Here is a 25,337-nt window from a genome sequence, read left to right on the forward strand (position 1 = left end):
CTGGTCATGGCCGAGCAGAGATATTTGATCTTCATCAGCTATCGCGGTTCCGATCAGAACTGGGCAACCGAGTTCGTCTACGCGCGGATGACCGAGGCGTTCGGCGCCGACACGGTGTTCAAGGCCGGGAACGCACTTCGCGCAGGCGAGAGTTATCCACCCGTCCTGCGGCGCCAGGCGGTGGCCTGTCCGGTGATGCTCGTCTGCATCGGGCCTGGTTGGCTCGATGCCGGCACGCCTGACGCCGGCCGGCGCCTGGACTCGCCGGACGACTGGGTGCGCCTGGAGATCACTCTCTCGCTCCACGCCGGGAACCACGTGGTGCCGTTGCTGATCGGCAACCACGATGAGGTGCGAATCCCGACGGAGGACCAGATACCGGAAGACCTCAGAGATCTGATCGACCGGCAGGCCCACCGGCTCGCGCCAGGCGCAGGTCTCGACGTCACCGTGCCGATGCTCGTCGAGCGGCTGGTTGAGCTCGTGCCGGAACTGGGCGAACGTCGTACCGGCGCCGGCGCCGGCGCGCGGCGAGATGCGACCACGCCCGCCCCCGCCCCCGCGCCCGCGCCTGCGCCTGCGCCTGCGCCCGGAAACGCCACTCCCGTTTCGCTGAGTTCGGCGCTCGACGCCGCCGGTCGACCCGATCTCTGGTGACACTCCACGCAGAACACCTGCCCGTCTGGTGAGCGGCCCCTCTGGAGCCGGGAGGACCACGTCACCCCATGGCGCACGGAATCGGGCGGATCGCGTCCGGAGAAACCAGACCTGCCTGGCGGGAGGAGACACCCATGGCCGACGACGAAGCTCACCGGCTCCCCGACGATCTGCGGTCGTTTCTCGATGACGATTCGAGTGTCGACGACCGGGAATCGGGCCTTGCCCACCGGGCCTTCTTTGTCGAGGAGCAGGTTCTCGGCAAGAACACATCGCGATTCGTCGCCGAAGGCGGCGTGCAGTTCAACAGCGTGCAGGTCTACGCATTGACTCCGGAGAACCTCCCGCCGATGGCGAGCCTGCGTCGTGGGCTCGCCGAACGACAGCTGGAACTGCTCAAGTTCCGGTTCACGATCGACCTGCTGCCACCCGGTCGCAGTTACGTGTCGGTCAGCGTCCGCATCACCGTCCAGTCGCCGGTGACCGTGCTGATGCTGCAGCCGCATCTGGACACGGCCGACACCGACCTGGAAAAGACGTCGAACTCCGAAGCGGCCCTCGAGGTGGCACGTCTGGTTCAGGTTCACCTCACCAGGTCGCACGGCAACACAGCTCGGCGAACCGAGCACCTTCCGGTCACGACCGCCCTTGATCTGGGCCCCAGGGGCTTCGGCTGGACCTTCGAGGCGCGTGAGGGCGCGCCCCTGTTCTCCCGGACGGTCCTCACCCACGCGATGATCGAGGTGCCGCGCGGCACGCCCAGCCTGTCCGGGCTGTTCGATGCCGAGGCGCTCATCATCCGCCGGGTGCTGAACACCTCCATCAGACGGCCCGCGAAGCCGGCCAACTCGGCGGCCCCGTTCACCGTCGATCTCACCGCCGCGCCCTGTCAGAGCCGGCCCTGAACGTGCCGAGCGCCGCCTCGACGCCACCACCTGACCCGTCGTCCGGGAGGCGAATCCCATGAGCGTCGTTCGCCAGGTTTCCGCGGTCGTGGCACTGTTGCGGGCCCGGCGCCTGGTGCGAGCCGGCAACCCCGACAGAGTGCTGGACCTGGCCGCGTCCGCTGTCGGCCTGACCAGGGACGATTTTGTGACGCCGGACCGGCTCGGCACGAAGCTCCGGTCCTACCTCGATGGCCTGCCGAACCTGCTGGCTGCGAGCTACGTCCTGATGCTGGCCGGTGCACTCGGGATGGTCCGCAGGAATCTCGACGGCCTGCACGTGTTCGAGATATTCCTGGACGTCGTTCCGGGCGACTACGCGGATACCGATGCGTTACGGCAGAAGCTCCGCCGGCGCTGCAGTGAGCTCCCGGCTGAGGTCGAGATGCTCATCGTCCTCGGTCTGGCCGGCAGCCTGGGCGTTCTGGGCCGGGATTCGGAGGCCGTCGCGCTGATCCGAGCCGACCTCGCTTTCGACCCCCTCGCCCTCGACCCCCTCGCCGTCGACCCCCTCGGACCGGACCGGAGCGGACCGGCCCTCCCGCACCACCTCGACATCAGGCTCGAGCAGCGGCTGGCCGGGCTTTCGCCCGACGCGGTCGCGGCCTACCTCACCATGCTGGTTCCGTATCTGGACAGCCTGGGAGCAGGGGCCGACGGTGCCGCGATCCTCGAAGCCCGGCTCGGCCTGAAGCCGGACGACTACCAGTCTCCGCGGCGCCTGGGAGCCCGGCTCGACCCGCTGCTGCACTCCCTGACCACCCGCGAGGCGCCGACCTTCCTGCTGCTGTCGCTGACGATGCTGCTCAGCGAAGCCGATCAGGCGGCGAAGGCTCTCGCGCTGGTCGAGTGGTATGTCGGCGCCGACGCCGCCGACTACCGCGACCCGGACGAGCTTGGCCGCAAGTGGCGGGCCTTCTGCGACGCGAACTACCCGGATCTGGGCCCGACGCTCTGGCGGGTCTGGACCGACCTGCTGGTCGAGACCGAGCGGCCGGACGACGTGCTGGCGGTCATCGAGGCGGACACCGGCCTGAGACTGGCCGACCTGAGCACCAGCGAGCAGTTCGGCCCGCGGTTGACACAGCGGTTGCGCCGGGCCCAGGGGGACACAGCGGCGGCCTACCTCGTCTCGCTCACCTTCCAGCTGAACAGTCTCGGCTACGCCGAGCAGGCGGGCCTGATCACCGACTGGTACCTGCGGGGATATCAGAACCTGTGGCAGGTGCCGGACGACGGTGATCCCGGCGTCACCCATGTGATCGGGCTCGTCAGGCTCTGGCTCGAGCTGCGATCAGCGAGCGAGCCGGACTTCGCCTGGCAGCTGTCCGGGCAGGCGGTGGCCTACCTGCGCCGGAGCCTGCTGTTCGGCGATCTCAAGCTGGCCGACCGGCGGGAGTTCATCGGGTATCTGGAAGGGCTGCGGGGCCAGATCAGGTCGGTCGGCTACTCCTGGACGACGCCGAGCGCCGCCGCCCGCCCCGACCCGGCCCGTGTCCTGTCCGCGCAGCTGTGGGACGCCGAACTCGGCCAACGCGCGCTGTTCGAGGAGTTCCTCCTCACGAGGGTCGAAGCGGTCACGCCCGGCACCGCACCGCAGGACGGCTGGCCGTATCCCGACGACGAGCCGATCAACCTGGGGCCGCCTCAGTTTCTCCAGGCCAGCCCCGAAGGTCTCCTACGGCTGCTCGGCGAGGAGGACGAGTTCCACTCGGCCCCGCCCACCGCCCCGATCACCGGAGTCGACAACGCGGCGTCGGGCGCCGCCGACCGAGCGCACCGGGCGGCCGACCCAGCCACCGACTGGGCCGCCGACCAGGCCAAGGAGGCCTGGCTGGGCGAGGCCGAGGAGCTCGTGCGCCAGGGCGTGACCGAAGAGCTTCTCGCCGAGGCCCTCGGTCCAGGCACGATGCTGGTCCGGGCCGGTTTCCGGCCGAACGACGGCGCGCTGATCTGGGCGGCGCTGCGGGTCGGCGATGACGGGCGGGTGCTGGTGGTCGCGGCCGGCGTCGGTGAACCCGCTGACCAGCTACGTGCCCGCTGGGCGTCGCTCCGGCACGACCTCGGCCTTCAGATGGCCACCGTCACGGGAGCTGAGGAGCCTGCGGCCGACGCCCGCACGTATCCCAGCGTCCGCGCCGAGTCTCAGGGCGACAGGCTGGCCGCCGTCCTCATCGAGACCCTGACCGCCGTCACCGCCGCGCTCGACGAGGTCATCGACATCGGGTGGGGATCCGGGGAGTGGCTCGAGAGCATCGCCAGGCAGCTCGCCGCGCTCGGATCCGGGCGCTCGTCAATCGCGTCGCATGGTCACCTCGGCGACCGGCTCGGCGAAATGCTGGCCCTCCCGCCGAACTCCGGCGTGGCGGACCAGGAAAAGCGGGAATCGTCGGTGCGCCTCGCCCGGCTCGAACTCGGCCGGCTCCTGGCCGCGGCGCAACGCCATCAGCGTCGAGCGGCCGGCCACGGCGATCTGCTGGACGAGGTCGACGAGATGACCCGCGGCTACCTGGCCGAGATGGCGGAGATCTGGCCGCTCGGTGCGCTGTCGAACCACCTCGATCGCGACACCGACCTGGTGTTCCAGCTGGAGGACGCACTCCAGCAGGTACCGGTCGCGCATTACCCGTTCGAGGGGGGAACCCCGCTGTACTCGCTGGTCCGCTCGACCCGGATATCGCTCTCCGTGCTCGTCACCATCATGCAGTCCCGGGCTGAACGACGGTTCGCCACGGACGCACGCCGGGTGTTGGCACTGTCCCATTTCGGCGACCATGACCAGTCGGGCCAGATTGCCCGGTTGCTGCACTACGGTCATCGGTGGCTGGCCCGGCAGTCACCGGACCATCAGCTCACCAGCCTGAATGCCGCCGAGATACCTCCGGGCGGTCTGGGCAACCTCCGGGCGGCGCTGGAGTCGGGTCCGGGCTTCCAGACCGTGACCGTGTGCGGCCACGGCTTTCTGGACGAGGACCACCCGCCCGGGTCCGGCGGCGCCCGCTGGGGTATCGAGCTGCACGACGGGCCGTGGCGCGGCGTCGGCTGTGACCTGCGCTCCGTCAACTTCCTGCTGTTGCCGAGCTGCTCGATGGGGCGGCTCCGACAGGCCGGCGACGCGGACGTGACCGGAATGTGCGCGCTGCTCGCGCTGAACCGGGCCCGATCAGTACTCGCCTGCCGCTGGCCCGTACTGGCCGACCAGGCCATCGCATTCACCCACGAGGTCGTGGCCACCTATCTGGCCCTCAGCGTGCAGGCGGAGGATCGTGAGCGCGGAAGTCTGCGAGCCCGGGCGGTGAACATCGCGAGACACCATTTTCTGGACGCCTTCCAGAACGGCTCCCAGAACGACACCGCCGGCCCGGCCGCCACCCCCGTCTTTCTGAATACGGTGGCAGCCTTCGAGCTCTACGGACTGGCCTGACAACCAGACCCGTCCGCATGCTCAGCGCTCGTTCACGCGATGCGCCAGAAGTTGACCGCGGCCGTCACCATCCGCATCCGCACCACGGTGGATGGGCCGCTGTTGACGGTGGCGTGGACACGGACGGCGCCGGGCCAGTGGTCTCCGGAATACGGTGAGGGATGTGGAGCTGGAGATGCTGGTCGTGGCCGATGCCCGGGCGTGGCGAGCCTGGCTGGACGTGAACGAGACGGTCTCCTCCGGGGTATGGCTGGTGCTGGCGAAGAAGGGAACCACCTCTCCGACGTCGTTGGGCTACGACCATGCGCTGCTGGAAGCGCTGTGCAGTGGCTGGATCGACGGGCAGCGCAGGAGCCGGGACGCCACCACCTTCCAGCAGCGGTTCACGCCCCGCCGCCGGGCCTCGCTGTGGTCCGAGCGGAACATCGGCCTCGTCGCCCGCCTGGTCGAGGAGGGCCGGATACGTCCCCGAGGGCAGGCCGAGATCGAGCGTGCGAAGGCGGACGGACGCTGGGAACGGGCCTACGCGGGGTCGGCGAACGCGCAGGTCCCGGACGATCTGGCGACCGCGCTGGCCGCCTCGGTGACCGCCTCGACGGCGTTCGCGGGCCTGAGCGGCCGCGACCGTTACTCGGTCCTGCATCGTGTACTGACGGCGCCGAGCCCGTCGAGCCGGCAGCAGCGGATCACGAAGCTCGTCGGGATGCTCGAACGCGGCGAGACACCCTGACGTCGGGACCCTTGGCCCGCCCGCTCTCCTGAGGAGCTACTCGGATCAGGCGAGCCGCAGCCCGCCGTCGCAGGGCAGGACCACGCCGGTGATGAATCCGTTCTCCAGGACCGCGACGATCGCCGCCGCGACCTCCTCGGGCCGGCCGTTACGCCGGACCGGTGCCCGACCGGCGAACTCGTCCAGCGCGGCGCGGCGGGCATCCGCTGGCAGTTCGTCCCACCAGCCGGTCTCGATGACGCCCGGGGACACCGCGTTCACCCGCCGGGGAGCGAGCTCGACGGCGAGTGGCGGCACTGCGGCTTCCAGTGCGCCGTTGACCGCGGCCAGCCCCGCGGTCCCCGGCAGCGCCGCCTGAGCCGACCCCGCGGTGACCAGCGTGATCGACCCGTCCGCGGCAAGGGTCGGCATCGCCAGGGCCACCGCCCGCAGATGAGCGACGGACTTGCCGAGAAATGCTCCGGCCAGGTCGGTGTCGGCGAGCTCGGCCGCGGGACCGGCCCCGCCTCGCCGGGTGACGGTGACGACCAGATCGCTGATCGGTCCCGCCTCGCTGAAGAAGCGCCGCAGCGCGTCGACATCCTCGGCGTCCACCTCAATTCCCCGGGCCGATCCGCCCAGCTCCTTGACGGCCGCCTCCAGCCGGCCGCGGTTGCGGCCGCCGATGGTGACGGCCGCGCCCCGGTCGGCCAGAAGCCGGGCCGTGGCGAACCCGATCCCGGCGCTGCCGCCGAGGACGGCGATGTGACGATCCTGCGTCCTGCTGCTGCTCGCGGACATCGCGAACCTCCATTTCCGAACGACCCGTTCGCAAACCCTAGCACCAATACCGAACGGACCGTTCGGTTATGCTGCGGAGATGAACGAGCAGCCCGCCCGCCGGCCCGGACGACCACGCAGCGAGCGCGCCCGCGCCGCGGTGCTCGAAGCGACGTTGGCGCTGGCAGCCGAGGCGGGGCCGGCCGGTCTGTCCATGGAGGCCATCGCGAGGCGGGCCGGCGTCAGCAAGGAGACGCTCTACCGCTGGTGGCCGTCCAAGATCGAGGTGATCCTGGCCGCGATGGTCGAACACGGGCAGGTGAGCATCCCGCTCCCCGACAGCGGCAGCGTGGCGGGCGACCTGCGCGCCTTCCTGAGGTCCACGATCGACGCGCTCGACGGCACCACCGCCCTCCTCCTGCGCGCGGTCGCCGCGGCGGCAGCCACCGACCAGGCGGTCGCCGACGGCGTCCGAGACCGTTTCCTCCACACCAGGCGCGCCGCGCTCGGGACGCTGCTCGACCGGGCCGTCGCCCGCGGCGAGATCCCCGACGAGCACACGACGTCGCTGGTCGACTTCGTCTACGGTTCGCTGTGGTACCGACTGATCTTCGGCATCGGACAGCTCGACCACCGGTGGGCCGACGAAACAGCCACCGCGATCACCGCGATCAGCCGGCAGCCGGCCGCGCGCCCACCGCTCCCGCCGCTCCCGCCGGGCTGATCGGCCCCACGGTCACCGTAGCCTGGCAGCACAGAACGCCGGGATGTCGAGATGGTGAGATGAGGTCGGACAGGTGCGGATCCTGCTGCCGCCGAGCGAGGCGAAGGCCGAGGGCGGCGACGGGCCGTCGCTGCGGGCGGCCGGATTCGGCGACGGCCCGCTCGCGGTGGCCCGCGCCGAGGTAGCGCGGGCGGTCGCCGTGTTCTGCAGGTCCGACCCGAGCGCGGCGATCGCCGCGCTGCGGCTGCCGGCCTCGCGCGCGCAGGCCGACCTGGCCGCCAACATCTCGATGCCGGACGCACCGACGATGCCGGCGCTCGACCGATTCGTGGGCGTCCTCTACGAGGCGCTGGCTCCGGCGACGCTGCCCCCCGCCGCACGAGCTGTGGCCAGCCAGGCGCTGTTCGTGTCCAACGGGGCGTTCGGCCTCCTCGGCGCGACCGAGCCGGTACCCGACCACCGGGTCGGCATGGCGGCGGCGGTTCCCGGCCTCGATGGCCGTGCCGCGCCGACCGTGCTCGCGACCTTCTGGCGCGCCCGGCTCGCGTCAGCCCTGCCCGACCTGCTCACCTGCGCCCCGGAGCCCGTCCGCGCCGTCGGCGCTGTCGGCGCTAGCGCCGTGGGCGCTGTCAGCGCTGTCGGCGAGCACCTCGTCGTGGACCTCCGTTCGTCGGACTACGCGACCGTGCCATCCCTTTCCGGACCGATCCGTGCCAGCGCCCTGCCGGTGCGTGCCCTGACCGAGAAACTCGTCGACGGGCGCTGGGCCCGCCGCCCGCTCAGCTACCAGGCGAAGCAGACCAAGGGCCTGCTGACCCGCGCTCTGCTGCTCGCCGAAGCCGCCGGCCGCGTGGTGAAGACCATCGACGACGTGGCCGAGGTGGCCGAGTCCGCCGGCCTCGTAGCCGAGCCACGCGGCACCGCGACCGCACCGACCCTCGACGTCATCACCCGCTGGAACCCGACCGCCTGACCTGCCGGCCCCGCGGACCGGCCCTCGGCCCGGCTCGGCGGACCGGACGTCGAGGTGGTGTCCGATGTCATCGCCCGCCGCCCGCTCCGCCGTGCAGGGGTTGGTTGGGTACGCCGGGGAACAGTTCGCCTGTCGGTCCCACGGTCACATCGCCGTTCAGCTTGGTGACGAGGTGTGGCGCGAACACGGCGCCGTACAGCAGGTTGCCGAGGACGACCACGGAGACCACGGACAACGCGATCGCGCGGGCACGCGTCTTCGTCCTGCCCTCGGCCCACGTGTCGATGACCGTGCGGCCTGCCACGTCGGTCCGCCCGAGGAGGTAGGTGAAGACCATCATCTGCACGCCCATCGCGAGAGCGTCGTACAGCGGGTACTGGTGCCTGGTGCCCTCGAACATCGCGAGGCCCGGGATGACACGGCCGTAGTAAAACACTCCCGCGCGGACGCCGAAGACACCGTTGAAGGCAAGCGCCCAGACGTAGCCGACGACGAGCCCGACGGTCAGCAGACCGATCGGCCGGCGCCACCCGAACCTCGCGCGGAGCCGCCGCTCGAGCGCGACACCCGTGAGCGCAGGCAGCACGAAGTATTCGACATACCCCAGGGGCACCGACACCGGCAGCCCGCCCCACGTCAGGTTCAGCGGCCACCAGGAGGGCATCCGTGGCAGGCCGGGCGCGAACTGCGCGTACATCGCCCAGTCGTACGGTGCCTCGATCCACGAGAAGGAGATCGCCGAGATGCACAACAGCAGCAGTGGATGGAGGCGCCGTCGGCGAACGGTGAGAACGACGCCGATCACGAGAAACGACAGTCCGCCGGCATAGGCGAACACCTGGCCGAGAACCAGCGCGGGCGTCAGTTCGTCGCTCACCTTTCGCCCTCGGATTCCGGCGAGCCCCGCATCTCGGGGTCGAGACGCAGCACCAGAAAGAAGATGAGCGCGATGAGAGCGAACAGCGTTCCGAGCATGATGAGCGCGCCCATGGATCCTCAGCTCCCCCCGGAGGTGGGTAACTGCCGGGCCAGGTCGAGCACGCTGACCGGGGCCGTGCCGACCTTCCTGAGGCGCTCCGACGACCGGTAGCCGAGGTCGACGTCGACGGCCCGCGCGCGCAGCACGCCGACGGTGGCCTGCTCCTCGGGAAGATGCGAGAAGAGATCGAAGGAGAATAGCCGCAGTGCGTTCTCGTGCGTGATCTTCGCGATGTCGCGGTCGGGCACCCCGCCGAGGTAACGGCCGAGGGATTCGGGCGCGAGCGGCCAGGACGAGTCCGAGTGCGGATAGTCGCACTCCCAGGTGACCATGTCGATGTTCAGCTTTTCGCGGCTGGCGACGCCGAACTCGTCCTCGATGAAGCAGGTGACGATGCGCTGGAGGAACAGCTCGCTGGGAAGCATGTCACCGAAGTCCTGGTGGGTCCAGGCACGGTGCTGTTTGTAGACGCGGTCGACTCGTTCGAGGAAGTACGGAATCCATCCGATGCCCCCTTCGCTGAGGGCCAGGGTGAGGTCGGGGAACCGCCGGAGGAACGGTGACCAGATCAGGTCGGCGGCGGCCTGCACGATACTCATCGGCTGCAGCGTGATCATCGTGTCGACGGGTGCGTCGAGGGAGGTGATGACGACCTGGGAGGACGAGCCGATATGCAGGCAGACGACGGTGTTCTGCTCTGAGCAGGCCTGCCAGAAGGGATCCCAGTGGTCGCTGTGCAGCGACGGGTACCCGAGCTTCTCCGGGTTCTCCGAGAAGGTCACGGCGTGGCAGCCCTTCGCGGCGACGCGCCGGACCTCCTGCGCCATCAGCACGGGATCCCAGATCGGCGGCAGCGCCAGCGGGATCATCCGCCCCGGGTACGTTCCACACCACTCGTCGATGTGCCAGTCGTTGTAGGCCCGCAGGACGGCCAGCGCGAGGTCCTTGTCGCTCGCCCGCGCGAAGTACTGGCCGCAGAACTGTGGATAGGACGGGAAGTTCATCGACGCCGCGAGGCCGCCCGCGTTCATGTCGCGGACGCGTTCATGGATGTCGAAGCACCCCGGCCGGATCTCGCTGAAACGGGTCGGCTCCGCGCCGTATTCGTCCGGGGGACGGCCGGCGACGGCGTTCAGGCCGACGTTCGTCGCCTCCTGGCCTTCGAAGACCCAGGCGTCGGTTCCGTCGTCCCTGGTGATGACCTTGGGTGCCTGGTCTGCGTACCGGGCGGGAAGGCGGCCGGCGAACATGTCGGGGGGCTCCACGACGTGGTCGTCGACGGAGACGAGAATCAGGTCGTTGATGTCCATGGTCAGCTCCCTGCCGATCGAAGGCCTGACGACGGCGGTGGCGGGCTGATCACGGGATCACGACCGGGAGCTTCTCCCAGCCGCGGACGGTCGAGGTCTGCGCCATCGTCGCGTTCTCCCAGTCGACGTCCCAGCGCGGGAATCGGGCGAGAAGCTCCGCCAGGGCGACCCGGCCCTGCAGCCGGGCCAGCGCGGCGCCGAGGCAGTAGTGCGCGCCGAGCCCGAGGGTCAGGTGCTGCCCGACCTCGCGATGGATGTCGAAGACGTCACCGCGCGGGAAGCGGCGGTCGTCCCGGTTCGCGCTCCCGACCAGGAAGACAAGCGCGGAGCCGGCCGGCACCGTGGCGCCATGCCATACGGCGTCCCTGGTCACGTACCGGGAGATGGCCATGCTCGGCGGTTCGTACCGGAGCACCTCCTCGACCGCGTTCGGGATCAGGGAGGGGTCATCGACGATTTCCTGCCGCTGATCGGGGTGTGCCGCCAGAGTGGATCCGATCCAGCCGACCAGCCGGCCGGTGGTCTCGTTGCCGGCCCCGGAGAGGATGTTGACGTAGCCGAGCACCTCGTCCCTGCTCAGCGTGCGCCGCACACCGTTCTCGTCGTCGAACTCGGTGTACAGCAGGTCCGTCATGAGGTCGTTGGACGGGTTGTCCCGCCGCCAGTCGATGTAGTCGCCGTAGATCTCCCCGCTGAGGACCGCGGCATCGGCCACGTTGATGCCGCTGCCGTCCTGGATCCGCATCGAGCTGTCGACGTGGTCGCGGACGGACGCCTGCTCGGCCTCCGGGATCCCGAGCAGCATCCCGATCACCCGCATGGGCAGCTCGCCGCCCAGCGCCTCCATCAGGTCGAACCGGTCGCGGCCTCGGTAGGGGTCGAGGGCGCCCGCGCAGAACTCCCGCACCCTGGGCTCCAACATGCTGATCCGCCGCGGGGTGAACACCCTGACCAGCAGGCGGCGGTGAATGGTGTGGACCGGCGGGTCCTCCATGATCAGCGTGCCCGGCGGGATGTCGATGCCCGCCCTGATGATCTCCAGGACCATGCCGCGCCCGGACCGGTAGGTCTCCCAGTCGGGCAGCCCGCGCTCGCAGTCGGCGTATCGGCTCAGCGCATAGAAGTCATGCTCCTCGTTGTGATAAAGGGGCGCCTCATCCCGCAGACGTCGGTACGTCGGGTACGGGTCGGCGGCGAGGCTGGAGTCGTACGGGTCCCACTGGACCGGGGCGGTACTGGTCATGTGGCTGCCTCCGATGCGGACACGGAATCGAAGAGCACGGGCGGTGAGGTCGGAGCCCGGATCGGCCAGCGGCGTACACGCGCGAAGGCGACCGGCCTGCTCGCGACGAGATCCGGCGACGTCGGGCAAGGAGGCTCGGCGTGACCGAGAAGCGGAACTGATCCTCGGTATCCGGGCGCAGCCGGCAGACGACCAACACCGCCGCCACCTTCAACCTGGTATGTGCAACCTAATATTTGTTCACGATGGAAAGTACCGGCTTCCAACTGGGCTGTAAAGTGATCGCGCCACGTGCGGCGGGTTCCCGGTGGACCTGCGTGGGCGGGCCCGAGCGCCGTGCATGACAGCGGCCCGAGCGTCTTTCGGTAGCGTCGCCGGTACCGGGAGGTGTCGAAGGGGGAGGCCGTGTCGAGGGATGGTGCGCGCCGGGGTGAGATCCTCGATGCTGCCGCGCGGCTGTTCGCCACCGCGGGGATTCGCGCGACGCTGAAGGACATCGCCGACGCGGCGGGAATCCTCGCCGGCAGCCTGTACCACCATTTCGACTCCAAGGACGCCATCGTCGCCGAGCTGATCCGGCGCTACCACGCCGCGCTGGACGGGGTCGCACAGGCCGCCGTCGAGGAACTGCGACGGCCGGACGGCCGGCCGCCGGCCGAGCTGGTGGTGGCCTTCGGTGAGGCGATCGCCGGTTGTGCGGTGCAGCACCGGGCGGCCGTGCTGCTCTCGTACTACGAACCGCCGGTGGGAGCCAGCGACGAGCTCGTCCAGGTCTCGGCACGGACGCCGTCCGTCGTGCGCGCCGTGCTGCTGGAGCTGCTGGAGGCCGGTCGGGACAGCGGCTGGCTGCGACCGGGCATCGATCTGGCGCTGCTCGCCGACCGGATGTGCGAGAGCATGATCCATGTAGGTATCGGTGTGTCGCACCGGCTGCCGGGCGCGGACCGGCTGCCCGCCCTGCGCTGCCGGATCCTGCTCGAGGGCGTCGCCGCCGGGCCGGTCGACGGCGCGGCGTTGGACCGGTCGGCCGCGTTCGCCGCCGCACAGGAGCAGATCGCGAGCTGGCCCGAGGCGGACGAGTTGGCCGAGGCCGGCCGTCCCGCGCTGATCCGGGCGGCCGCGAGGGCGGAGTTCGGCCGGCGCGGATACGAGGCGACGACCATTCGCGACATCGCGGCCGCCGCCGGCGTCAGCGTCGCCGGCGTCTACCGCGTCGCCGACTCCAAGGATCAGCTGCTCGCGTCGATCATGATCTCCTACGTCGAAGCGCTCAACACCGGCTGGCGGGCCGTGCTCGCCGCGCCCGCAGGTGCGGTGGAGCGGCTCGACGCGCTGCTGTGGCTCAACGCGAAGATCATGGAACGGTACGGTGAGGAGTTCCGGATCCAGTTCGGCGCACTGCGCCAGTCACCGCCGAGCAGCCCGGACCTGACCTGGTCGTTCCCGTCCCAGCTGCGGCAGGTCAAGAAACTGCTGGCCGACGGTGGGAGGGACGGCGACCTGCGGCTCACCGGCTCGTCGGCAGACGTGCGGGCCCGGTCGCTGTTCGAGCTGCTGTTCACACCGGACGACATCGTCAGCGCCGTCGGGCCGCGCGGTGCGCTCGAGCTTGCCCGCGACACTGTCCTGCGCGGCGTTGCCAGGCCGGCCGTCCTCGAACGACCGGCCCTCGAACCAGCTCAGTCGGCGACGGGTGTGTTGCCGACGACCTCGTAGGTGGTTGGCCTGCCGGCTCCGTCGAGGGTGGTGACGAGGCCGCCGCGGGTGCAGACGGCTGGCGTGTCCGGGACGGCCTTGCCGTTGCAGCGGAACTTCAGCCCGCCGGCGCCGGGGAGTTCCTGCTCGGGCATGTTCCTGATGGCGGCGAGCACGGACTGCGGGGTGATGTCACCCGCGATGTGCCCGACGGCCGCCTGGAAGCCGGCGAGCACGGTGAACATGACCAGACCGTCCGCGACGCTGGGGTCGATGTCCTTGCCGTAGGTGTCCACCACGGCGTCGTAGCGGCGGGTCGACGGGTTGTCCGTGCCGATCGGTGAGTAGCTGCTGATCGCGACGCCTTTCAGGGTGGCGCCGGGCACGGCCTTCAGGGTTGCGTCGGTGACGCATTCCGAGACGGCGGTGATCTTCCCGGTGTAGCCGACGGCTTTCAGGCCGTTGAGGGCGCTGATGCAGAACGAGTCGTTGCCCGCGATGAAGACGACGCCGGGGTGACGGGACGCGACGCTCTGCGCCTGCGGTGTCATGTCGGCGGTTCCGGGTGGCACGGCGACAAGTGTGTTCTCGACTCCGGCCTTTCGCAGGGTCGGCACCGCGACGTCGGTAAGGGCGGAGACAGCCGCCGGGACATCGATGACGATCGACGTGATCCGGTTGGCGTGTTCCTGCCTGGCGATCTGCAGGGGCAGCTCGACGAGGGGGAAGTTCGGGCTGCTCAGGATGAAGGTCGACGCGCTGTCGTGGAGGAGGGCCACGTCGCTCGAGCCGTAGAGCATGACCGGGATCTTCGCCGCGACGATCGGCTGCCAGATGCTCTCGACGACGCCGGTCGTGCCGATGAGGACGGCGGTCACGCCCTCTTCGATCATTCGGTTGCCGCAGTCGGTGCCTTTCGCGGGGTCGGTCTGGGTGGTGCACTGCACCAGCTCGATCGGACGTCCGGAGAGGCCGGAGCGATGTTCGTTGAGGTACCTGACGGTCGCTTCGGCCACCCGGCCCTGGATGGAGAGGTCACTGAAGGCGCCCTTGCCCTCGGTGACCACGCCGATCCGGATGGGGGCGCCGGTCGCGGCCGCCCGAGGGCCGAGTGCCTGGGACGTGCTGCCGTCGGTGGGCACGCCGGCCGGGCGCTCGTCGCCACCACCGCCACCGCCGCCACAGCCCGCAGCGGCAAGCAGAGCCGCGGTCATCGCGGCCGCGGTGGCCAGCTGTGGTCTGGCCGGCCGCCGCCCTCGTGGGCGTGCGGACCGACGGGTCGGGATCCGTAAGAGCCGCATCGGTTTCTCCAGTCGGTTCGGGGCGCGCCGCCTGGTGCGGCGGCTACGCGGGCACGTCGAACAGGACGGGCAGGCTCGTGGGCGAGCGGAAGACCTGCCCGTGGATGTGCGGGTCGTCGCCGTCGGGGTCGAGGCGCAGCCCTGGGAGCCGGTCGAGCAGCGTCTCGAGCGCGACCCGCATCTCGAGCCTGGCAAGGTGCATGCCCAGGCAGATGTGGACGCCGTGGCCGAACGAGATGTGCTGCCTTCCCTGCCGGTGGATGTCGAAGCGGTCGGGGTCGGGGTTGCGCTCGGCCTCCCGGTTGGCCGCGCCGAGCATCGGCATGACCGCGGAGCCGGCGGGGATGGGAACGCCGGACAGCTCGGTGTCGCGGGCCGCGACCCTGGTGATCGACAGCAGTGGCGGCTCCCAGCGGACCGCCTCCTCGATCGCCTGCGGGATCAGCGAACGGTCGGCGCGCACGGCGTCGAGCTGGTCGGGGTGCGACAGAAGACCGAACAGCATGCTGCCGGTGGACCGGTAGGTGGTCTCGACTCCGGCGGGCAGCAGCAGGCGCAGGAACGAGAAGATCTCGTCGTCGGTGAGCCGCCCGCCGTCGAGCTCGGCGGCGGCGAGGTCGCTGATGAGGTCGTCGCGGGGCTCGGCCCGCCGGGCGGCGAGGATCTCGGCGAAGTACTGCCTGAGGGCCGCCGCGGCGGCCAGGCCCCGTTCCCGGTTGGTCAGGATGCTCAGCAGCGCGATCGACCAGCGTTGGAACCGCGGGTAGTCCTCGGCGGGCAGACCCAACAGGCTCGCTATGATCTTGGTCGGGAACGGGAAGGTGAACTGCCGGACGAGGTCGGCCCGGCCGTCGGCGGCGAACTGGTCGACGAGCTCACTCGCGATCCGCCCGACGAGGTCGTGCTCCCGGCGGGCCATCGCCTTCTGCGTGAACGCGCCGGCGACCAGCGCACGGTGGCGGCGGTGCGCCGGCTCGTCCATCCCGAGCATGACGTCCTTTCCCAGGGCGTCCCCGAAGAAGTCGAGGATGATGGACGAGGAGAACGTCTCGTTGTCCCGCAGCACGCGGGCCACGTCGTCGTATCGGTAGACGAAGAAGACGGGCTTGTTCTCGTCGTGCGGCATGTCGGAAAGGTCGAGCCGCTGGACCGGCTCGTCGCGGCGCATCCGCGCGAGCTCGGGGTAGGGGTCCCGGACGTCACCGGCGACGGTGTCGTCGAAGCTCCCGAAGTCCTCGAGGTCGTCGTAGAGCTGCATTCGGTGATCCCCTCTAGGCCGGGTAGGCGACGGACTTGATCTCCAGGTACTGGTCGAAGCCGGCGTGGCCGTTCTGGCGGCCGACGCCACTGGCCTTGTAGCCCCCGAAGGGGATGTCGGCGCCATAGGGAGCGGCCCCGTTCAGGCCGACGAACCCCGCGCGCAGCTGCCGGGCGACCGCGGCGGAATGCTCGATCGAGCCGGACATGACATTCCCGGCGAGGCCGTAGGCGCTGTCGTTGGCGATCCGGACGGCGTCCCGCTCGTCCTCGTAGGGAATGACGGCCAGGACGGGCCCGAAGATCTCCTCCTGGGCGATCGTCATCGCGTTGTCGACGTCGACGAACAAGGTCGGGCTGACGTAGAAGCCCAGGTCACGGCCCGCGGGTGCGTCAACGCCTCCGACGAGCAGCTTCGCGCCCTCGTCGACGCCGCGCCGGATTTCCAGGGCACGATCGCGCCCACCACGCCCACCGGCTCCCGCCAGACCTTCCGCGCACAGACCTGGTTGGTCAGGTCGGAGTACGCCTCGCCGAGTTCGGTCTCCCAGGGGTAGGAGTCGATGAGCCCGGCGGGGTAGGTCAGCGCGTCGGCGAGCGGGGCGTCCAGCTGGGGCCCGTGGGTCACCAGCCGGGGGCAGCCGGCGTCGAGGATCAGTTCCTCGCGCAGCTGTTCGCGCTCCGCCTCCAGCGCCGCCTGTAACTGCTCCAGGCAGCGCTTTCGCAACGCCCGGTCGGTGGACCAGTCGGTGTCGTCGAACGCGCGGCGAGCGGCGCCGATGGCCCGGTGCATATCCGCCGTCGACGCGTCGGCGACCTGGCCGACGGGCTCTTCCGTGGCCGGATTGATGGAGGTGAAGGTGCCGGATTCACCATCGACGAGCTCGCCGTCGATGAGCATTCTGGTCTCGAGCTGGACTGTCGGGGTGTCAGCCATGGTGTTCGCTCTCGTCGGGCCGTGGGGTGAGGGGGGCGAGCCGTCGGGGGTGCTCGCGCAGGCTGCCTGGTCGTGGCAGGCCCATCGCCCTGCTCGCCACGAGGCGGAAGACGCGGTCGGGCATGAGGCGGCGGCCGGTCAGCATCAGCCGGGCGTCCCGGCCGACCGGGTGGCGGGCGAACGGGGCCCGGTCGTTCAGCGCCTTCTCGAGCCCCGGCGGGAACTCCTCGGGAGGCTTCACCGACTTCAGGAGGCGCTGGCCGGCGCGTTCGAGCCGGGCGTGATGCTCGCCGTACGGCCCCGTCAGGTCGGCGTGGGTGAAGGTCGAGTCCAGGGAGGTGTCGAACGCGCCTGCGACGAGGACGGTGACGCCGAGGCCGAAGGGGGCGATCTCCTCGGCGAGCGCCTCCGCCCAACGTTCGAGCGCGCCCTTGGACGCGGAGTAGGCGCTGATCGTGGGCATCCCGCGCACGCCCGCGGCACTGGAGATCACGACTATCCGGCCGCGGCCGGCGGCCCGCATGACGGGCAGGAGCTCCTGGGTGAGGCGGACGGGGCCGAGCAGGTTGGTGGAGAAGAGCTGCTGCCAGGTGCTGGCCGGCATCTCCTCGACGCAGCCGACGGACATGTAGGCGGCGTTGTGCACGACGGCGTCCGGTGACCCGACGGCCTTCTCGACCGCCCGGGCACAGCCGGTGATCGAGGCCGGATCGTCGAGGTCGAGGCGGACGGCGCTCAGCCGCGGGTCGTCCGGTGCCGCGCCGGTGGCGTCCCGCAGCCGCGCCAGGCCGACGTCGGGCGAGCGCATCGCGGCGAGGACGTGCCAGCCCTTCCGGTGCAGGTGGGCGGCGGAGGCGAGCCCCAGGCCGCGGGACGCCCCCGTGATGACCACGCTGCGAGCGCGTCCCGTCGGGTACTCGGCCTGCTCGGCGTGCTCAGCGTGCTCAGCGTGCTCAGCCATCGTGGTCTCCGGAGCAGAGTCCGCCGTCGGCCGGTGGGGTCACGTTCGGACGTCCCGACTGGGCACTGGGCCAGCCGGACCAGATGCCCGCGAAGTAGGGGCCGGGCTGGCCGGCCTTCTCGTAGAAGCCGTTGGGGTCGTAGACCCTGGCCTCGGGATAGGGCCACGGGCAGGCGACCGACGTCGCGGACTTCGTCGCCCGGATGACGGCGAAACCGGCACCGTAGGCGAAATAGGCGATGTTGAGGACCACGAACATCACCGCGAAGGTGCCCAGCGCCGGCCGGTGGCCGAGCAGCCTCAGCCGGTGGGCCAGCTTCTCGGCCTGGGTGCGCCCGGTGTCGTCCCGGTACACCAGCAGGCCCGCCGGAATCATCACCAGGGTGACGAGCCCGGACTCCCACAGCAGCGGGAACTGATAGGGCTTCCCCGCCCACAGGGAGCCGAACGGGATCACCTGCGAGTAGATGTAGAGCCCGGTGCGGATGCAGAAGATCTCCAGGATCGCGTCGTAGACGAAACCGATCACGAAGATCAGCAGGCCCATGGTGATGAGCGGGTGCCGGGAGACGAACGCGTCCGGGCCCCGCCGGGCCTGCAGGCGCCGCACGATCCAGATCGCCGGAAAGTACGGCCCGGCGTAGAACGTCAGGTAGGACAGCACGATGAACGGCTCGACCGTGGGCGAGAGCGAGACCAGCGGCCAGTTCTCCGGCCAGTGCGTGACCTGGGGGTTGTAGACCGCGTACGGCGCCCAGTTCATGACCGGGTCCAGCCAGACGATCCCCGTGGACGCGAGCAGCATCAGCAGGACGGGGTGCTTCGGGTACTTCCGCCAGAAGAGCACGAACGCGACCACGACGGCGACCACGGTGAGAACCCACCCGGCCTCGTGCATGACGATCCAGTCCGATTTCCCGAACAGGAATCTCACCGGGCGTGGGGCGCCCTCGACGTCGGGGTTGGCGATCCGCTCCTCGACCGCTCCGCGCCGCATGTTGTACAGAACGGCGATGATCGCGACGTTCGACACGAGCACGCCCAGCAGCACCCACCATCTCGGCAGCCGCGCCCGCGCGTGCGGCCGCGTGCGGGCCGGGCCGGGTGGCACGGGTGGAGTGGGCAGCGCGGGCGGGGTGGGTAGCGCGGGCGGGGTGGGTAGCGCGGCCGGCGTGGGCGGGGTGGCGGGTGAGCTGACGGCCTTCGCCATCAGTTCAGTCCTGCCCGAAGCGGTCGACGAGGTGGGAGCTGACGCCGTCCGGGTCCAGCCGCCGCGCCACCAGGTAGCCCGCGCCCATCCAGCCCCGGTGGCTCCAGTTCCCGAACGTGATGTGCGTCCCGGGCGCCCCGGCGGCGGCGGGCAGCATCCTGACCCGCTCCAGGGCGTCGCGCACACCGAGCGGCGTCAGCGGATGGGCGTCCGCGAAGGCGCGCAGCAGCACCGTGGCGAAGTCCCGGTTCATCACCGGCACGCAGTACCGCGGCCGCCGCCCGTCGGCGGCCTCCAGCCGGTCCAGGAACCGCTGGCCGACCAGGTTGCCCTCGTCGTACTGGTCGACGCCGGTCCAGCCCAGGATCGCGTTCCACATCACCGGGTTGATCCACGCGTTCTGGAAGGCCGTTCCCATGAAGCGTGGCGGGTCCCAGCCGACCGCCGCGAGGGCCGGGTTCACCCGGGCGATCCCGAAACCGAAACCGAAGTGCACAAGCGCCGCCGCCTTCGACTCGTACAGCCGGCGCACCGCCGCGCCGATGTCCTGAGCCGTCTGCGCGATCGTCTCCACGGCCACGACGCGGATGCCCTGGTCGGCGCAGGCCCGCTGGAAGTTCTCGAGATAGGTCCGGCCGACCAGCGACTGCTCGACCAGCACGCCGACCTCGGTGTGCCCGCCCTTGGCCAGCAGACGCGACAGGAAGATCGGCTCCTCGGTCAACGAGCCCTGGGGCAGCGAGAAGGTCCACTCCCCCAGCCAGTCGTCCGACCCGGTGCAGCTGATCGCGGGCACCTGGAAACGCCGCTCGATCGCCGTCCGGGTCGGGACGCAGTTGTCGCTGATGGCGGGGCCGAACACGGCGAGGCAGCCTTCGTCGACGAGCTCGCCATACGCGTCGATCACCGCCTTGATGGTGCCCTTGGGCAGGCCCTCGACCTCCCGGAAGACGATCTCGACCGGCCGGTCGATGACCCCGTGCGCCAGGCCCTCGGCGAACACCAGCTCGAAGGGCCGCGTCAGGTCCTTGCGCATCTGTTCCGGGAACTGCTCCGGTAACCGGAAATCGAACAGGTACCCGAGCCTGATCGGCTGCGCCGAACTCTCATACGACATCTCGCCCCTTCCTCCAGCGACCGGCCTCGCCACGGTGGTGCGCGAAGCCAGGATTTGTTCCGATCTCGGAGCCTGGCGTGCTCCAGATCGGGGCACGGTGGTTCTGGGCCCCGTGCGAGGCGTCGTCCCCGCCGAGATAGACGTCGATCATCTGGGCGAGACCGGCGCCCACCGCCGGGTCGTCGGTGAGCGGGCCTGCGACGGCGGCGCGGGCCGCCGCCCGCAGCGGGAGCCCCTCCGCGGCCAGCCGCCCGGCGGCGATGAGCACCCGGGTCGAGGCCACCTCACGCAGCCCCGGCGTCTCCAGCCGGCGGACCGCCTGCCCCAGCCCCACCAGCCGAGCCGCCACCGCCGGGTCGACCCCCGCCTCGTGCGCGACGACCTTCTCCTCCACGTCGGGCGGCGGGAAGCCGAGCTCGACGGCGACCATGCGCTGTCGGGTCGAGTCCTTCAGGTCCTTGAGCACGCTCTGATACCCGGGGTTGTAGGAGACCACCAGACAGAACCCGGGCGCGGCGTCCAAGGTCACGCCCAGCCGGTCGATCGGCAGCTGCCGACGGTGGTCCGCCAGCGGATGAAGCACCACGGTCGTGTCCTGGCGGGCCTCCACGACCTCGTCGAGGTAGCAGATGGCGCCGTCGCGCACGGCCCGCGTCAGCGGGCCGTCGACCCACTCGGTCTCGCCGCCGCGCAGCAGGAACCGCCCCACCAGGTCGGCGGTCGTCAGGTCGTCGTGGCAGGCCACGGTGATCAGCGGCCGGCCGAGGTCATGCGCCATCGCCTGGACGAAGCTGGTCTTCCCGCATCCCGTCGGTCCCTTGAGCAGGACCGGAAGGCGCTGGCGGAACGCGGCCCCGAAGACCTGTTCCTCGTTGCCGACGGGCAGATAGTAGGGCCGCTCCGTGCGTCCCATGCCGTTTCTCCTCTCGCCCGCTGCCGTCGATGGACGTGCCTGTGGGGACATGCCGGTGGGGACGTGCCGGTGGGGGCGCGCTACGGGGCGCGGCGCCGTGCCTCGGCGCCGCGCAGCGCCGTCCGGAACAGCGGCCCGACGACCTGGCTCAGCTGGTCCGGCCGCGGGATGGCCCCGTGCGCCGCCGCTCCGAAGACCTGCCGCAGCGCGGCGGCGTCCGTGCTCGTGCCGACGCTCAGGCAGACGGCGCCGACGCCACGCCGCCGGGCCTGCGCGAGCGCCCGCCTGGCGTCGGCCTCGCCGTACGAACGCTCGTAGCCGTGGTCGTAGGCGAGACCGTCGGAAAGCACGACAAGCAGCCGCCGCGACGTGCCGCCGTGATCGGACAGCACCGACACGCCGTGGCGGATCGCCGCGCCGAGCCGCGTGTAGCCGCCGGGCACCAGGCCACCGAGACGGCGCAGCGCCACGGTGTCGAGCCTGTCGTCGAACCGCTTGACCGGTTCAAGGTGGACGGCCGACCTGCCCTGGGAACGGAACGCGTAGAGCGCCACGCGGTCGCCCAGATCGTGCAGCGCGGTCACGAGAGCCGCGGCCGCGGTGCGCTGGTGCTCGTGCACCGTCCCGCCGGAGACGGCCGGCTCGGCGGCCGAGCCGGAGCAGTCGAGCAGGACGAGCACCGAGAGATCGCGGCGACGGCGCAGCCGGTCGACGTAGACGGCCTCGTCGCACGCCAGACCGGCGAGCGTCGCGACCCGCGCCTCGACCAGCGCGTCGACGTCGAGGTCGTCGCCCTGCCGCTGACGGGGGCTGCGGTCCAGCCCGACGCCGAGGCGCGCGAGTGGTCGGCGCAGCGCGTGCCCGGCAGGCACGGCGACCGGCCCTGCGCGGCCGAGCGGCGCCGTGACCTCCCGCACCGTGCACCAGTCCGGACGGTAGCGACCCGCGTGGACGTCCCACTCGGGATACCTCCACCCCCGGCCACGGGCCTCAGGCATGCCGACCACCGGATCCGGGCTCGCGCTCCCGATCGTCACCGTGCGCCCGCCACGGATGCCGGCTCGCGACCGGTGCGTCGCCGGGTCCGCGCCCGTCGGCCCATCGCCGCCGGATGACCGTGCCGCCGTGAACATCCGCGCGAGCAGACGACCGACAGCTCCCCCACCGCCGACCGGACTCGCGAGGAGATCCAGGACCACGGCGGGATCGTCGCCCTCGTCCTCCCCGGGCAGCTCGGCGAGATCGCGACGACTTCCCGTTCGCCGCGCGGCGATGTCCTGGACGGACGCGGCCGGCACGGCGGACCCGGCGCGTGCCCGCGCCGCGAGCAGGCGCCGGGCGTCGATCGCGCCGAAGCTCTTCGGCGGGTCGCCTGTCGCCAACCCGCTGCGCGCGGCGGCCAGGGAGCCGGCGGCCGAACCGGCAAGCGCGGCGACGTCCCGGTCGACGAGCGACCGCAGACCGGGCGGAAGGAGATCCTCGTTCGCCGCGAGCGCACGATGGCCCTCGATGAGAAGGTAACGCCGCCCGAGGGCCCGACGCCGCGACAGCTCACGCAGGAGGCCGGGCTCCAGACTTCCGCTGGCCAGCAGCGAGGCCTGCACGGCGAGCGTCTCCAGCTGGTGGCGCCTACCCGCGGCGGGGTCCACGAAGACCGTGACACCGTCGGTCCAGGCAGGCTCATCACCGTCGGTCGCCGCGACCCGCACGGCGCGGCCGGCCATGGCTGACGCCAACAGGCTCAGACCGCCCGGACCCTCGTCGTCCACGCCGTCAACGCCTGACAGCGCGCGGGGCGGCGGAGCTCGCCAGCCCATCGGATATGCCCCTTTCGGGACGGACGCGGGCACGCGCGGCCAGGCCACCGGCCGTGCGTCGTCCACGCTGGCGCCCCGACTGTTCGGGAGCCTCGAGGGCCGCGCTGACGTCGACTGACACCACCGACCTCCCTCCCTCCATCCATCAAGGTCATACCTAACCTTTGTTCCGTACGGTAGGGCCCGGTCTCCGCACCGTCAACCCGCCCGAACCACCTTGCGCATATGGGGTGCCGGCATTCGACCGCTGCCGTTGACCTGCGTGTTCAGCCACCGACGATGCCCGCGCTCGATCGCGTCACGGGCACGCCGCCAGGCTCCGGCTCCGGCTCCGGCGACGCTGGAGCCTGACCGCTCGAGCATCCGGCCCTCAGCTCGGTTCGGTGACCCTGGCGTCGACGGCGGTGACCGAAACGGTCAGGGGTCGGAACGTTGATTGTTGCCGTAGCGGCCGGAGGCACCCCGGCACACCCGGGGGCGCAATACCGTCGAAATCCGACAACAGGCCTCTGACCTGCAGATTTGATCCGCCGCAGGGCAGTACGAATCAATACCGCAAACATCCCTTACCGGGTAGTATCGTACCTTCGTGCCTTCGGGATGACAGCGTCGCCCGACGAGGGCCGTTGACGCGAAGCAGAAAATACCCGATTTTGGCGGCGGGGGAGCTGTGCGAGATCGAAAGGTGCCGGCACCAGCCGAGCACTACCACCACATGGACGCGCTGCGCGCCAGCTTTATGCTGCTCGGCGTCTTCGTCCATGCGTCGTCGCTCGGGCACGACCCGATTTTCAACGGGATTGCGCACGCCTCCGCCCTCTTCCGGATGGAGGACTTCTTCCTCATCTCCGGGTTCCTCTCCGCGATGCTGGTGGGAAAGTACGGGCCGGGCCGCACCGTGCGCCGCCGCCTTGCCAGCGTGGGAATCCCACTGCTGTGCGCGGGGCTGCTGCTCAACCCGGCCGCCATCTGGCTGAGCTACAACTTCCACAACGATCCGGACGTCTCGTTCCTGGACTATCTCCACGGGCGGACCATCGCCGACCCGGTGGGCGAGCTGCGCTGGCACCTGCACCTGTGGTTCCTGGTCGTGCTTCTCCCCTACGCACTGATCACGCCCGCCGCGGTGTCCATACTGACCCGCCTGGCCCCGCACTCCCTCTTCCGACGGGCGACAACCGGGCGTTTGCGGACCATGACCTCGATCACCCTCCTGACCCTGTCGGGAGTCGTCGTCGTTCGTGGTACGCACAAGGCCCTGCTGGACCCGGTCTTCGCCGGGACGCTACTCGACTACCCGGTCGAGCAGACGATGGAGTACCTCCCGTTCTTCCTCCTCGGCATGCTCCTGTACCTGGAGCGGGATCGGCTTCTGCCGTCCTTCCAGCGCCCCGCGCCGGTGCTGCTCGCCGTGTCCGCGTCAGGGCTGCTGGCAGGTTCGCGGGGATGGGTCGGCGTGCTGGCCACCAACAACGGCAGGCTGCTCTGCGAGACGGTGTTCACCATCGCGCTCACCGCCACGCTCTTCGCTCTGGCCGGCCGTTTCATCACCAGGCCGCGGCCCGTCGTCAGGTACCTGGCGGACGCGTCCTACACGGTCTATCTGTTCCACTACTTCTGGATCTATGCGATCGCGACTCTGCTGGGGTTCGACTCCGGGGCCAGGTGGCCGCAGATGCTACTGGTGGCCTTCCTGACGTTCGGCGTGACGTTCGCGATTCACCATTTCGTCATCCTGCGCTCGCGGGTCCTACGCGGAGTCTTCAACGGGAAGTTTCCGATCAGAACGCACTCGTCTCAGCGGGCAGCCGACGGCCACCAGCCCTCCGCCGCGACCGTCGCCCCCGCTCCCTCATACATCGTCGGAACGCCCACGCCCCCACCGCACAGAGTGACCGCAGGATCCGGCGGCCCCGCGCTCCCCACCGTGACCGATGCGCCCACGATGCCGCTGCGGATCGATATCTGACCCATCAGGAAAGGATCTTCCTCCCGGGCGCAGAACGCCGGTCCCAGGCGGCGGCGTCGGCGCGGGCCGCGGTCCGGCGCCGGGGTTCGGCACAGACATCGTCGCCGCCGGCCCCTCCCTCCGCACGAAACCTGGATGCGGGTATGCGGACCGTACGAATCACCCACGGATCGGGACGGCAGGGCGGCGACAGCAGGACACAAAGCCGACTCGACGGATTATCGCGGAATGGAGCACTTCCCACCGAGTTGCAGTAAGATCCACCAAGGGGATTCTGCCGGCTGCGCACCGACCCAAAAGAGGGATCGACGGTCCCTGCACGCGCAGCAGAGCCATTTAACGAAATACATGCAGTATTCGAAGATCCCCCGTTGTTCGATTCCCACCATAGAGACACGGTGAAGACCACGCCATTTA

The 25,337-nt window shown here is 70.5% G+C and carries 19 protein-coding genes and 1 pseudogene; 8 read left to right on the forward strand and 12 right to left on the reverse strand.

Going from position 1 to position 25,337, the window contains the following annotated elements; translation table 11 throughout:
* Positions 1-6 precede the first annotated feature (6 nt).
* The 4 genes from ACG83_RS31025 to ACG83_RS31040 all read left to right on the forward strand — a co-directional run bounded on the left by ACG83_RS31025 (position 7) and on the right by ACG83_RS31040 (position 5,755).
* Positions 7-657: a TIR domain-containing protein gene (locus ACG83_RS31025; protein WP_054569810.1), complete on the forward strand. Its 651-nt coding sequence runs from the start codon at positions 7-9 to the stop codon at positions 655-657.
* A 134-nt stretch (positions 658-791) separates the two neighbouring features.
* A complete protein-coding gene (locus ACG83_RS31030) occupies positions 792-1,562 on the forward strand; it encodes a hypothetical protein (RefSeq protein ID WP_054569811.1) in 771 nt (256 codons plus the stop codon).
* Positions 1,563-1,620: 58 nt separating this feature from the next.
* The gene (locus tag ACG83_RS31035; protein ID WP_054569812.1) at positions 1,621-5,025 is read left to right on the forward strand and encodes a CHAT domain-containing protein; all 3,405 of its coding nucleotides are present in this window, start codon (positions 1,621-1,623) and stop codon (positions 5,023-5,025) included.
* Between the two features lie 175 nt (positions 5,026-5,200).
* Positions 5,201-5,755, forward strand: coding sequence for a YdeI/OmpD-associated family protein (locus ACG83_RS31040; RefSeq protein WP_198955578.1), 555 nt, complete (start codon positions 5,201-5,203; stop codon positions 5,753-5,755).
* Positions 5,756-5,800: 45 nt separating this feature from the next.
* Here the strand turns inward: ACG83_RS31040 and ACG83_RS31045 are convergent, their stop codons facing one another.
* Positions 5,801-6,535, reverse strand: a complete 735-nt coding sequence (locus ACG83_RS31045) for an SDR family oxidoreductase (protein ID WP_054569814.1) — start codon at positions 6,533-6,535, stop codon at positions 5,801-5,803.
* 79 nt (positions 6,536-6,614) lie between these two features.
* Here ACG83_RS31045 and ACG83_RS31050 point away from each other — a divergent pair, with 79 nt between their 5' ends.
* Together ACG83_RS31050 and yaaA are read left to right on the forward strand one after the other, a co-directional pair.
* On the forward strand, positions 6,615-7,238 hold the full coding sequence (locus tag ACG83_RS31050; RefSeq protein WP_063793262.1) for a TetR/AcrR family transcriptional regulator: 624 nt from the start codon (positions 6,615-6,617) through the stop codon (positions 7,236-7,238).
* A gap of 73 nt (positions 7,239-7,311) precedes the next feature.
* Positions 7,312-8,211: a peroxide stress protein YaaA gene (gene yaaA / locus ACG83_RS31055; protein ID WP_054569815.1), complete on the forward strand. Its 900-nt coding sequence runs from the start codon at positions 7,312-7,314 to the stop codon at positions 8,209-8,211.
* Positions 8,212-8,278: 67 nt separating this feature from the next.
* Here yaaA and ACG83_RS31060 read toward each other — a convergent pair whose 3' ends face one another.
* The 3 genes from ACG83_RS31060 to ACG83_RS31070 all read right to left on the reverse strand — a co-directional run bounded on the left by ACG83_RS31060 (position 8,279) and on the right by ACG83_RS31070 (position 11,743).
* Positions 8,279-9,088 carry a spirocyclase AveC family protein gene (locus tag ACG83_RS31060; protein ID WP_054569816.1) on the reverse strand — a complete coding sequence of 270 codons (810 nt, stop codon included), beginning with the start codon at positions 9,086-9,088 and terminating at the stop codon, positions 8,279-8,281.
* A gap of 119 nt (positions 9,089-9,207) precedes the next feature.
* Positions 9,208-10,500 (reverse strand): amidohydrolase family protein, encoded by a 1,293-nt coding sequence (locus ACG83_RS31065; RefSeq protein ID WP_054569817.1) that lies wholly within the window; start codon positions 10,498-10,500, stop codon positions 9,208-9,210.
* Between the two features lie 49 nt (positions 10,501-10,549).
* Positions 10,550-11,743 carry a cytochrome P450 gene (locus ACG83_RS31070; RefSeq protein WP_054569818.1) on the reverse strand — a complete coding sequence of 398 codons (1,194 nt, stop codon included), beginning with the start codon at positions 11,741-11,743 and terminating at the stop codon, positions 10,550-10,552.
* A gap of 405 nt (positions 11,744-12,148) precedes the next feature.
* Between ACG83_RS31070 and ACG83_RS31075 the strand changes: the two genes are divergently transcribed.
* The gene (locus ACG83_RS31075; RefSeq protein WP_054569992.1) at positions 12,149-13,459 is read left to right on the forward strand and encodes a TetR/AcrR family transcriptional regulator; all 1,311 of its coding nucleotides are present in this window, start codon (positions 12,149-12,151) and stop codon (positions 13,457-13,459) included.
* Here the strand turns inward: ACG83_RS31075 and ACG83_RS31080 are convergent.
* The 8 genes and pseudogenes from ACG83_RS31080 to ACG83_RS31120 all read right to left on the reverse strand — a co-directional run bounded on the left by ACG83_RS31080 (position 13,423) and on the right by ACG83_RS31120 (position 22,951).
* A complete protein-coding gene (locus ACG83_RS31080) occupies positions 13,423-14,739 on the reverse strand; it encodes an ABC transporter substrate-binding protein (RefSeq protein WP_054569819.1) in 1,317 nt (438 codons plus the stop codon). The two genes, ACG83_RS31075 and ACG83_RS31080, sit on opposite strands and share 37 nt — an antisense overlap.
* 43 nt (positions 14,740-14,782) lie before the next feature.
* Positions 14,783-15,997 (reverse strand): cytochrome P450, encoded by a 1,215-nt coding sequence (locus tag ACG83_RS31085; RefSeq protein WP_054569820.1) that lies wholly within the window; start codon positions 15,995-15,997, stop codon positions 14,783-14,785.
* A gap of 13 nt (positions 15,998-16,010) precedes the next feature.
* Positions 16,011-16,933: pseudogene (locus tag ACG83_RS31095) on the reverse strand (aldehyde dehydrogenase family protein).
* A complete protein-coding gene (locus ACG83_RS31100; protein ID WP_083473731.1) occupies positions 16,926-17,894 on the reverse strand; it encodes an SDR family oxidoreductase in 969 nt (322 codons plus the stop codon). The pseudogene ACG83_RS31095 and the gene ACG83_RS31100 overlap by 8 nt, the downstream one beginning before the upstream one ends.
* Positions 17,887-19,104 carry a spirocyclase AveC family protein gene (locus tag ACG83_RS31105; RefSeq protein ID WP_083473732.1) on the reverse strand — a complete coding sequence of 406 codons (1,218 nt, stop codon included), beginning with the start codon at positions 19,102-19,104 and terminating at the stop codon, positions 17,887-17,889. Before ACG83_RS31105 ends, ACG83_RS31100 begins: the two co-directional genes overlap by 8 nt.
* Before the next feature lie 4 nt (positions 19,105-19,108).
* A complete protein-coding gene (locus ACG83_RS31110; protein WP_054569823.1) occupies positions 19,109-20,221 on the reverse strand; it encodes an ABC transporter substrate-binding protein in 1,113 nt (370 codons plus the stop codon).
* A complete protein-coding gene (locus ACG83_RS31115) occupies positions 20,211-21,134 on the reverse strand; it encodes a CbbQ/NirQ/NorQ/GpvN family protein (RefSeq protein ID WP_304438448.1) in 924 nt (307 codons plus the stop codon). The genes ACG83_RS31110 and ACG83_RS31115 overlap by 11 nt, the downstream gene beginning before the upstream one ends.
* Positions 21,135-21,214: 80 nt before the next feature.
* Positions 21,215-22,951 (reverse strand): nitric oxide reductase activation protein NorD, encoded by a 1,737-nt coding sequence (locus ACG83_RS31120; RefSeq protein WP_054569824.1) that lies wholly within the window; start codon positions 22,949-22,951, stop codon positions 21,215-21,217.
* A 685-nt stretch (positions 22,952-23,636) separates the two neighbouring features.
* Here ACG83_RS31120 and mdoC point away from each other — a divergent pair.
* The gene (gene mdoC / locus ACG83_RS31125) at positions 23,637-24,920 is read left to right on the forward strand and encodes a glucans biosynthesis protein MdoC (RefSeq protein WP_235498307.1); all 1,284 of its coding nucleotides are present in this window, start codon (positions 23,637-23,639) and stop codon (positions 24,918-24,920) included.
* Positions 24,921-25,337: the final 417 nt, after the last annotated feature.

This window comes from Frankia sp. R43 (assembly GCF_001306465.1).
In the GTDB taxonomy this organism is placed as follows: Bacteria; Actinomycetota; Actinomycetes; order Frankiales; family Frankiaceae; genus Parafrankia; species Parafrankia irregularis.

What these genes read in the sequence shown, in the direction of transcription:
- ACG83_RS31080 (WP_054569819.1), bottom strand. Translation starts at nt 14,739, where the DNA reads ATGCGGCTCTTACGGATCCCGACCCGTCGGTCCGCACGCCCACGAGGG.
- ACG83_RS31110 (WP_054569823.1), bottom strand. Translation starts at nt 20,221, where the DNA reads ATGTCGTATGAGAGTTCGGCGCAGCCGATCAGGCTCGGGTACCTGTTC.
- ACG83_RS31035 (WP_054569812.1), top strand. Translation starts at nt 1,621, where the DNA reads ATGAGCGTCGTTCGCCAGGTTTCCGCGGTCGTGGCACTGTTGCGGGCC.
- ACG83_RS31030 (WP_054569811.1), top strand. Translation starts at nt 792, where the DNA reads ATGGCCGACGACGAAGCTCACCGGCTCCCCGACGATCTGCGGTCGTTT.
- ACG83_RS31070 (WP_054569818.1), bottom strand. Translation starts at nt 11,743, where the DNA reads ATGACCAGTACCGCCCCGGTCCAGTGGGACCCGTACGACTCCAGCCTC.
- ACG83_RS31115 (WP_304438448.1), bottom strand. Translation starts at nt 21,134, where the DNA reads ATGGGACGCACGGAGCGGCCCTACTATCTGCCCGTCGGCAACGAGGAA.
- ACG83_RS31050 (WP_063793262.1), top strand. Translation starts at nt 6,615, where the DNA reads ATGAACGAGCAGCCCGCCCGCCGGCCCGGACGACCACGCAGCGAGCGC.
- ACG83_RS31085 (WP_054569820.1), bottom strand. Translation starts at nt 15,997, where the DNA reads ATGCAGCTCTACGACGACCTCGAGGACTTCGGGAGCTTCGACGACACC.
- ACG83_RS31120 (WP_054569824.1), bottom strand. Translation starts at nt 22,951, where the DNA reads ATGGGCTGGCGAGCTCCGCCGCCCCGCGCGCTGTCAGGCGTTGACGGC.
- ACG83_RS31025 (WP_054569810.1), top strand. Translation starts at nt 7, where the DNA reads ATGGCCGAGCAGAGATATTTGATCTTCATCAGCTATCGCGGTTCCGAT.
- ACG83_RS31105 (WP_083473732.1), bottom strand. Translation starts at nt 19,104, where the DNA reads ATGGCGAAGGCCGTCAGCTCACCCGCCACCCCGCCCACGCCGGCCGCG.
- ACG83_RS31100 (WP_083473731.1), bottom strand. Translation starts at nt 17,894, where the DNA reads ATGGCTGAGCACGCTGAGCACGCTGAGCACGCCGAGCAGGCCGAGTAC.
- ACG83_RS31040 (WP_198955578.1), top strand. Translation starts at nt 5,201, where the DNA reads ATGCTGGTCGTGGCCGATGCCCGGGCGTGGCGAGCCTGGCTGGACGTG.
- ACG83_RS31065 (WP_054569817.1), bottom strand. Translation starts at nt 10,500, where the DNA reads ATGGACATCAACGACCTGATTCTCGTCTCCGTCGACGACCACGTCGTG.
- ACG83_RS31045 (WP_054569814.1), bottom strand. Translation starts at nt 6,535, where the DNA reads ATGTCCGCGAGCAGCAGCAGGACGCAGGATCGTCACATCGCCGTCCTC.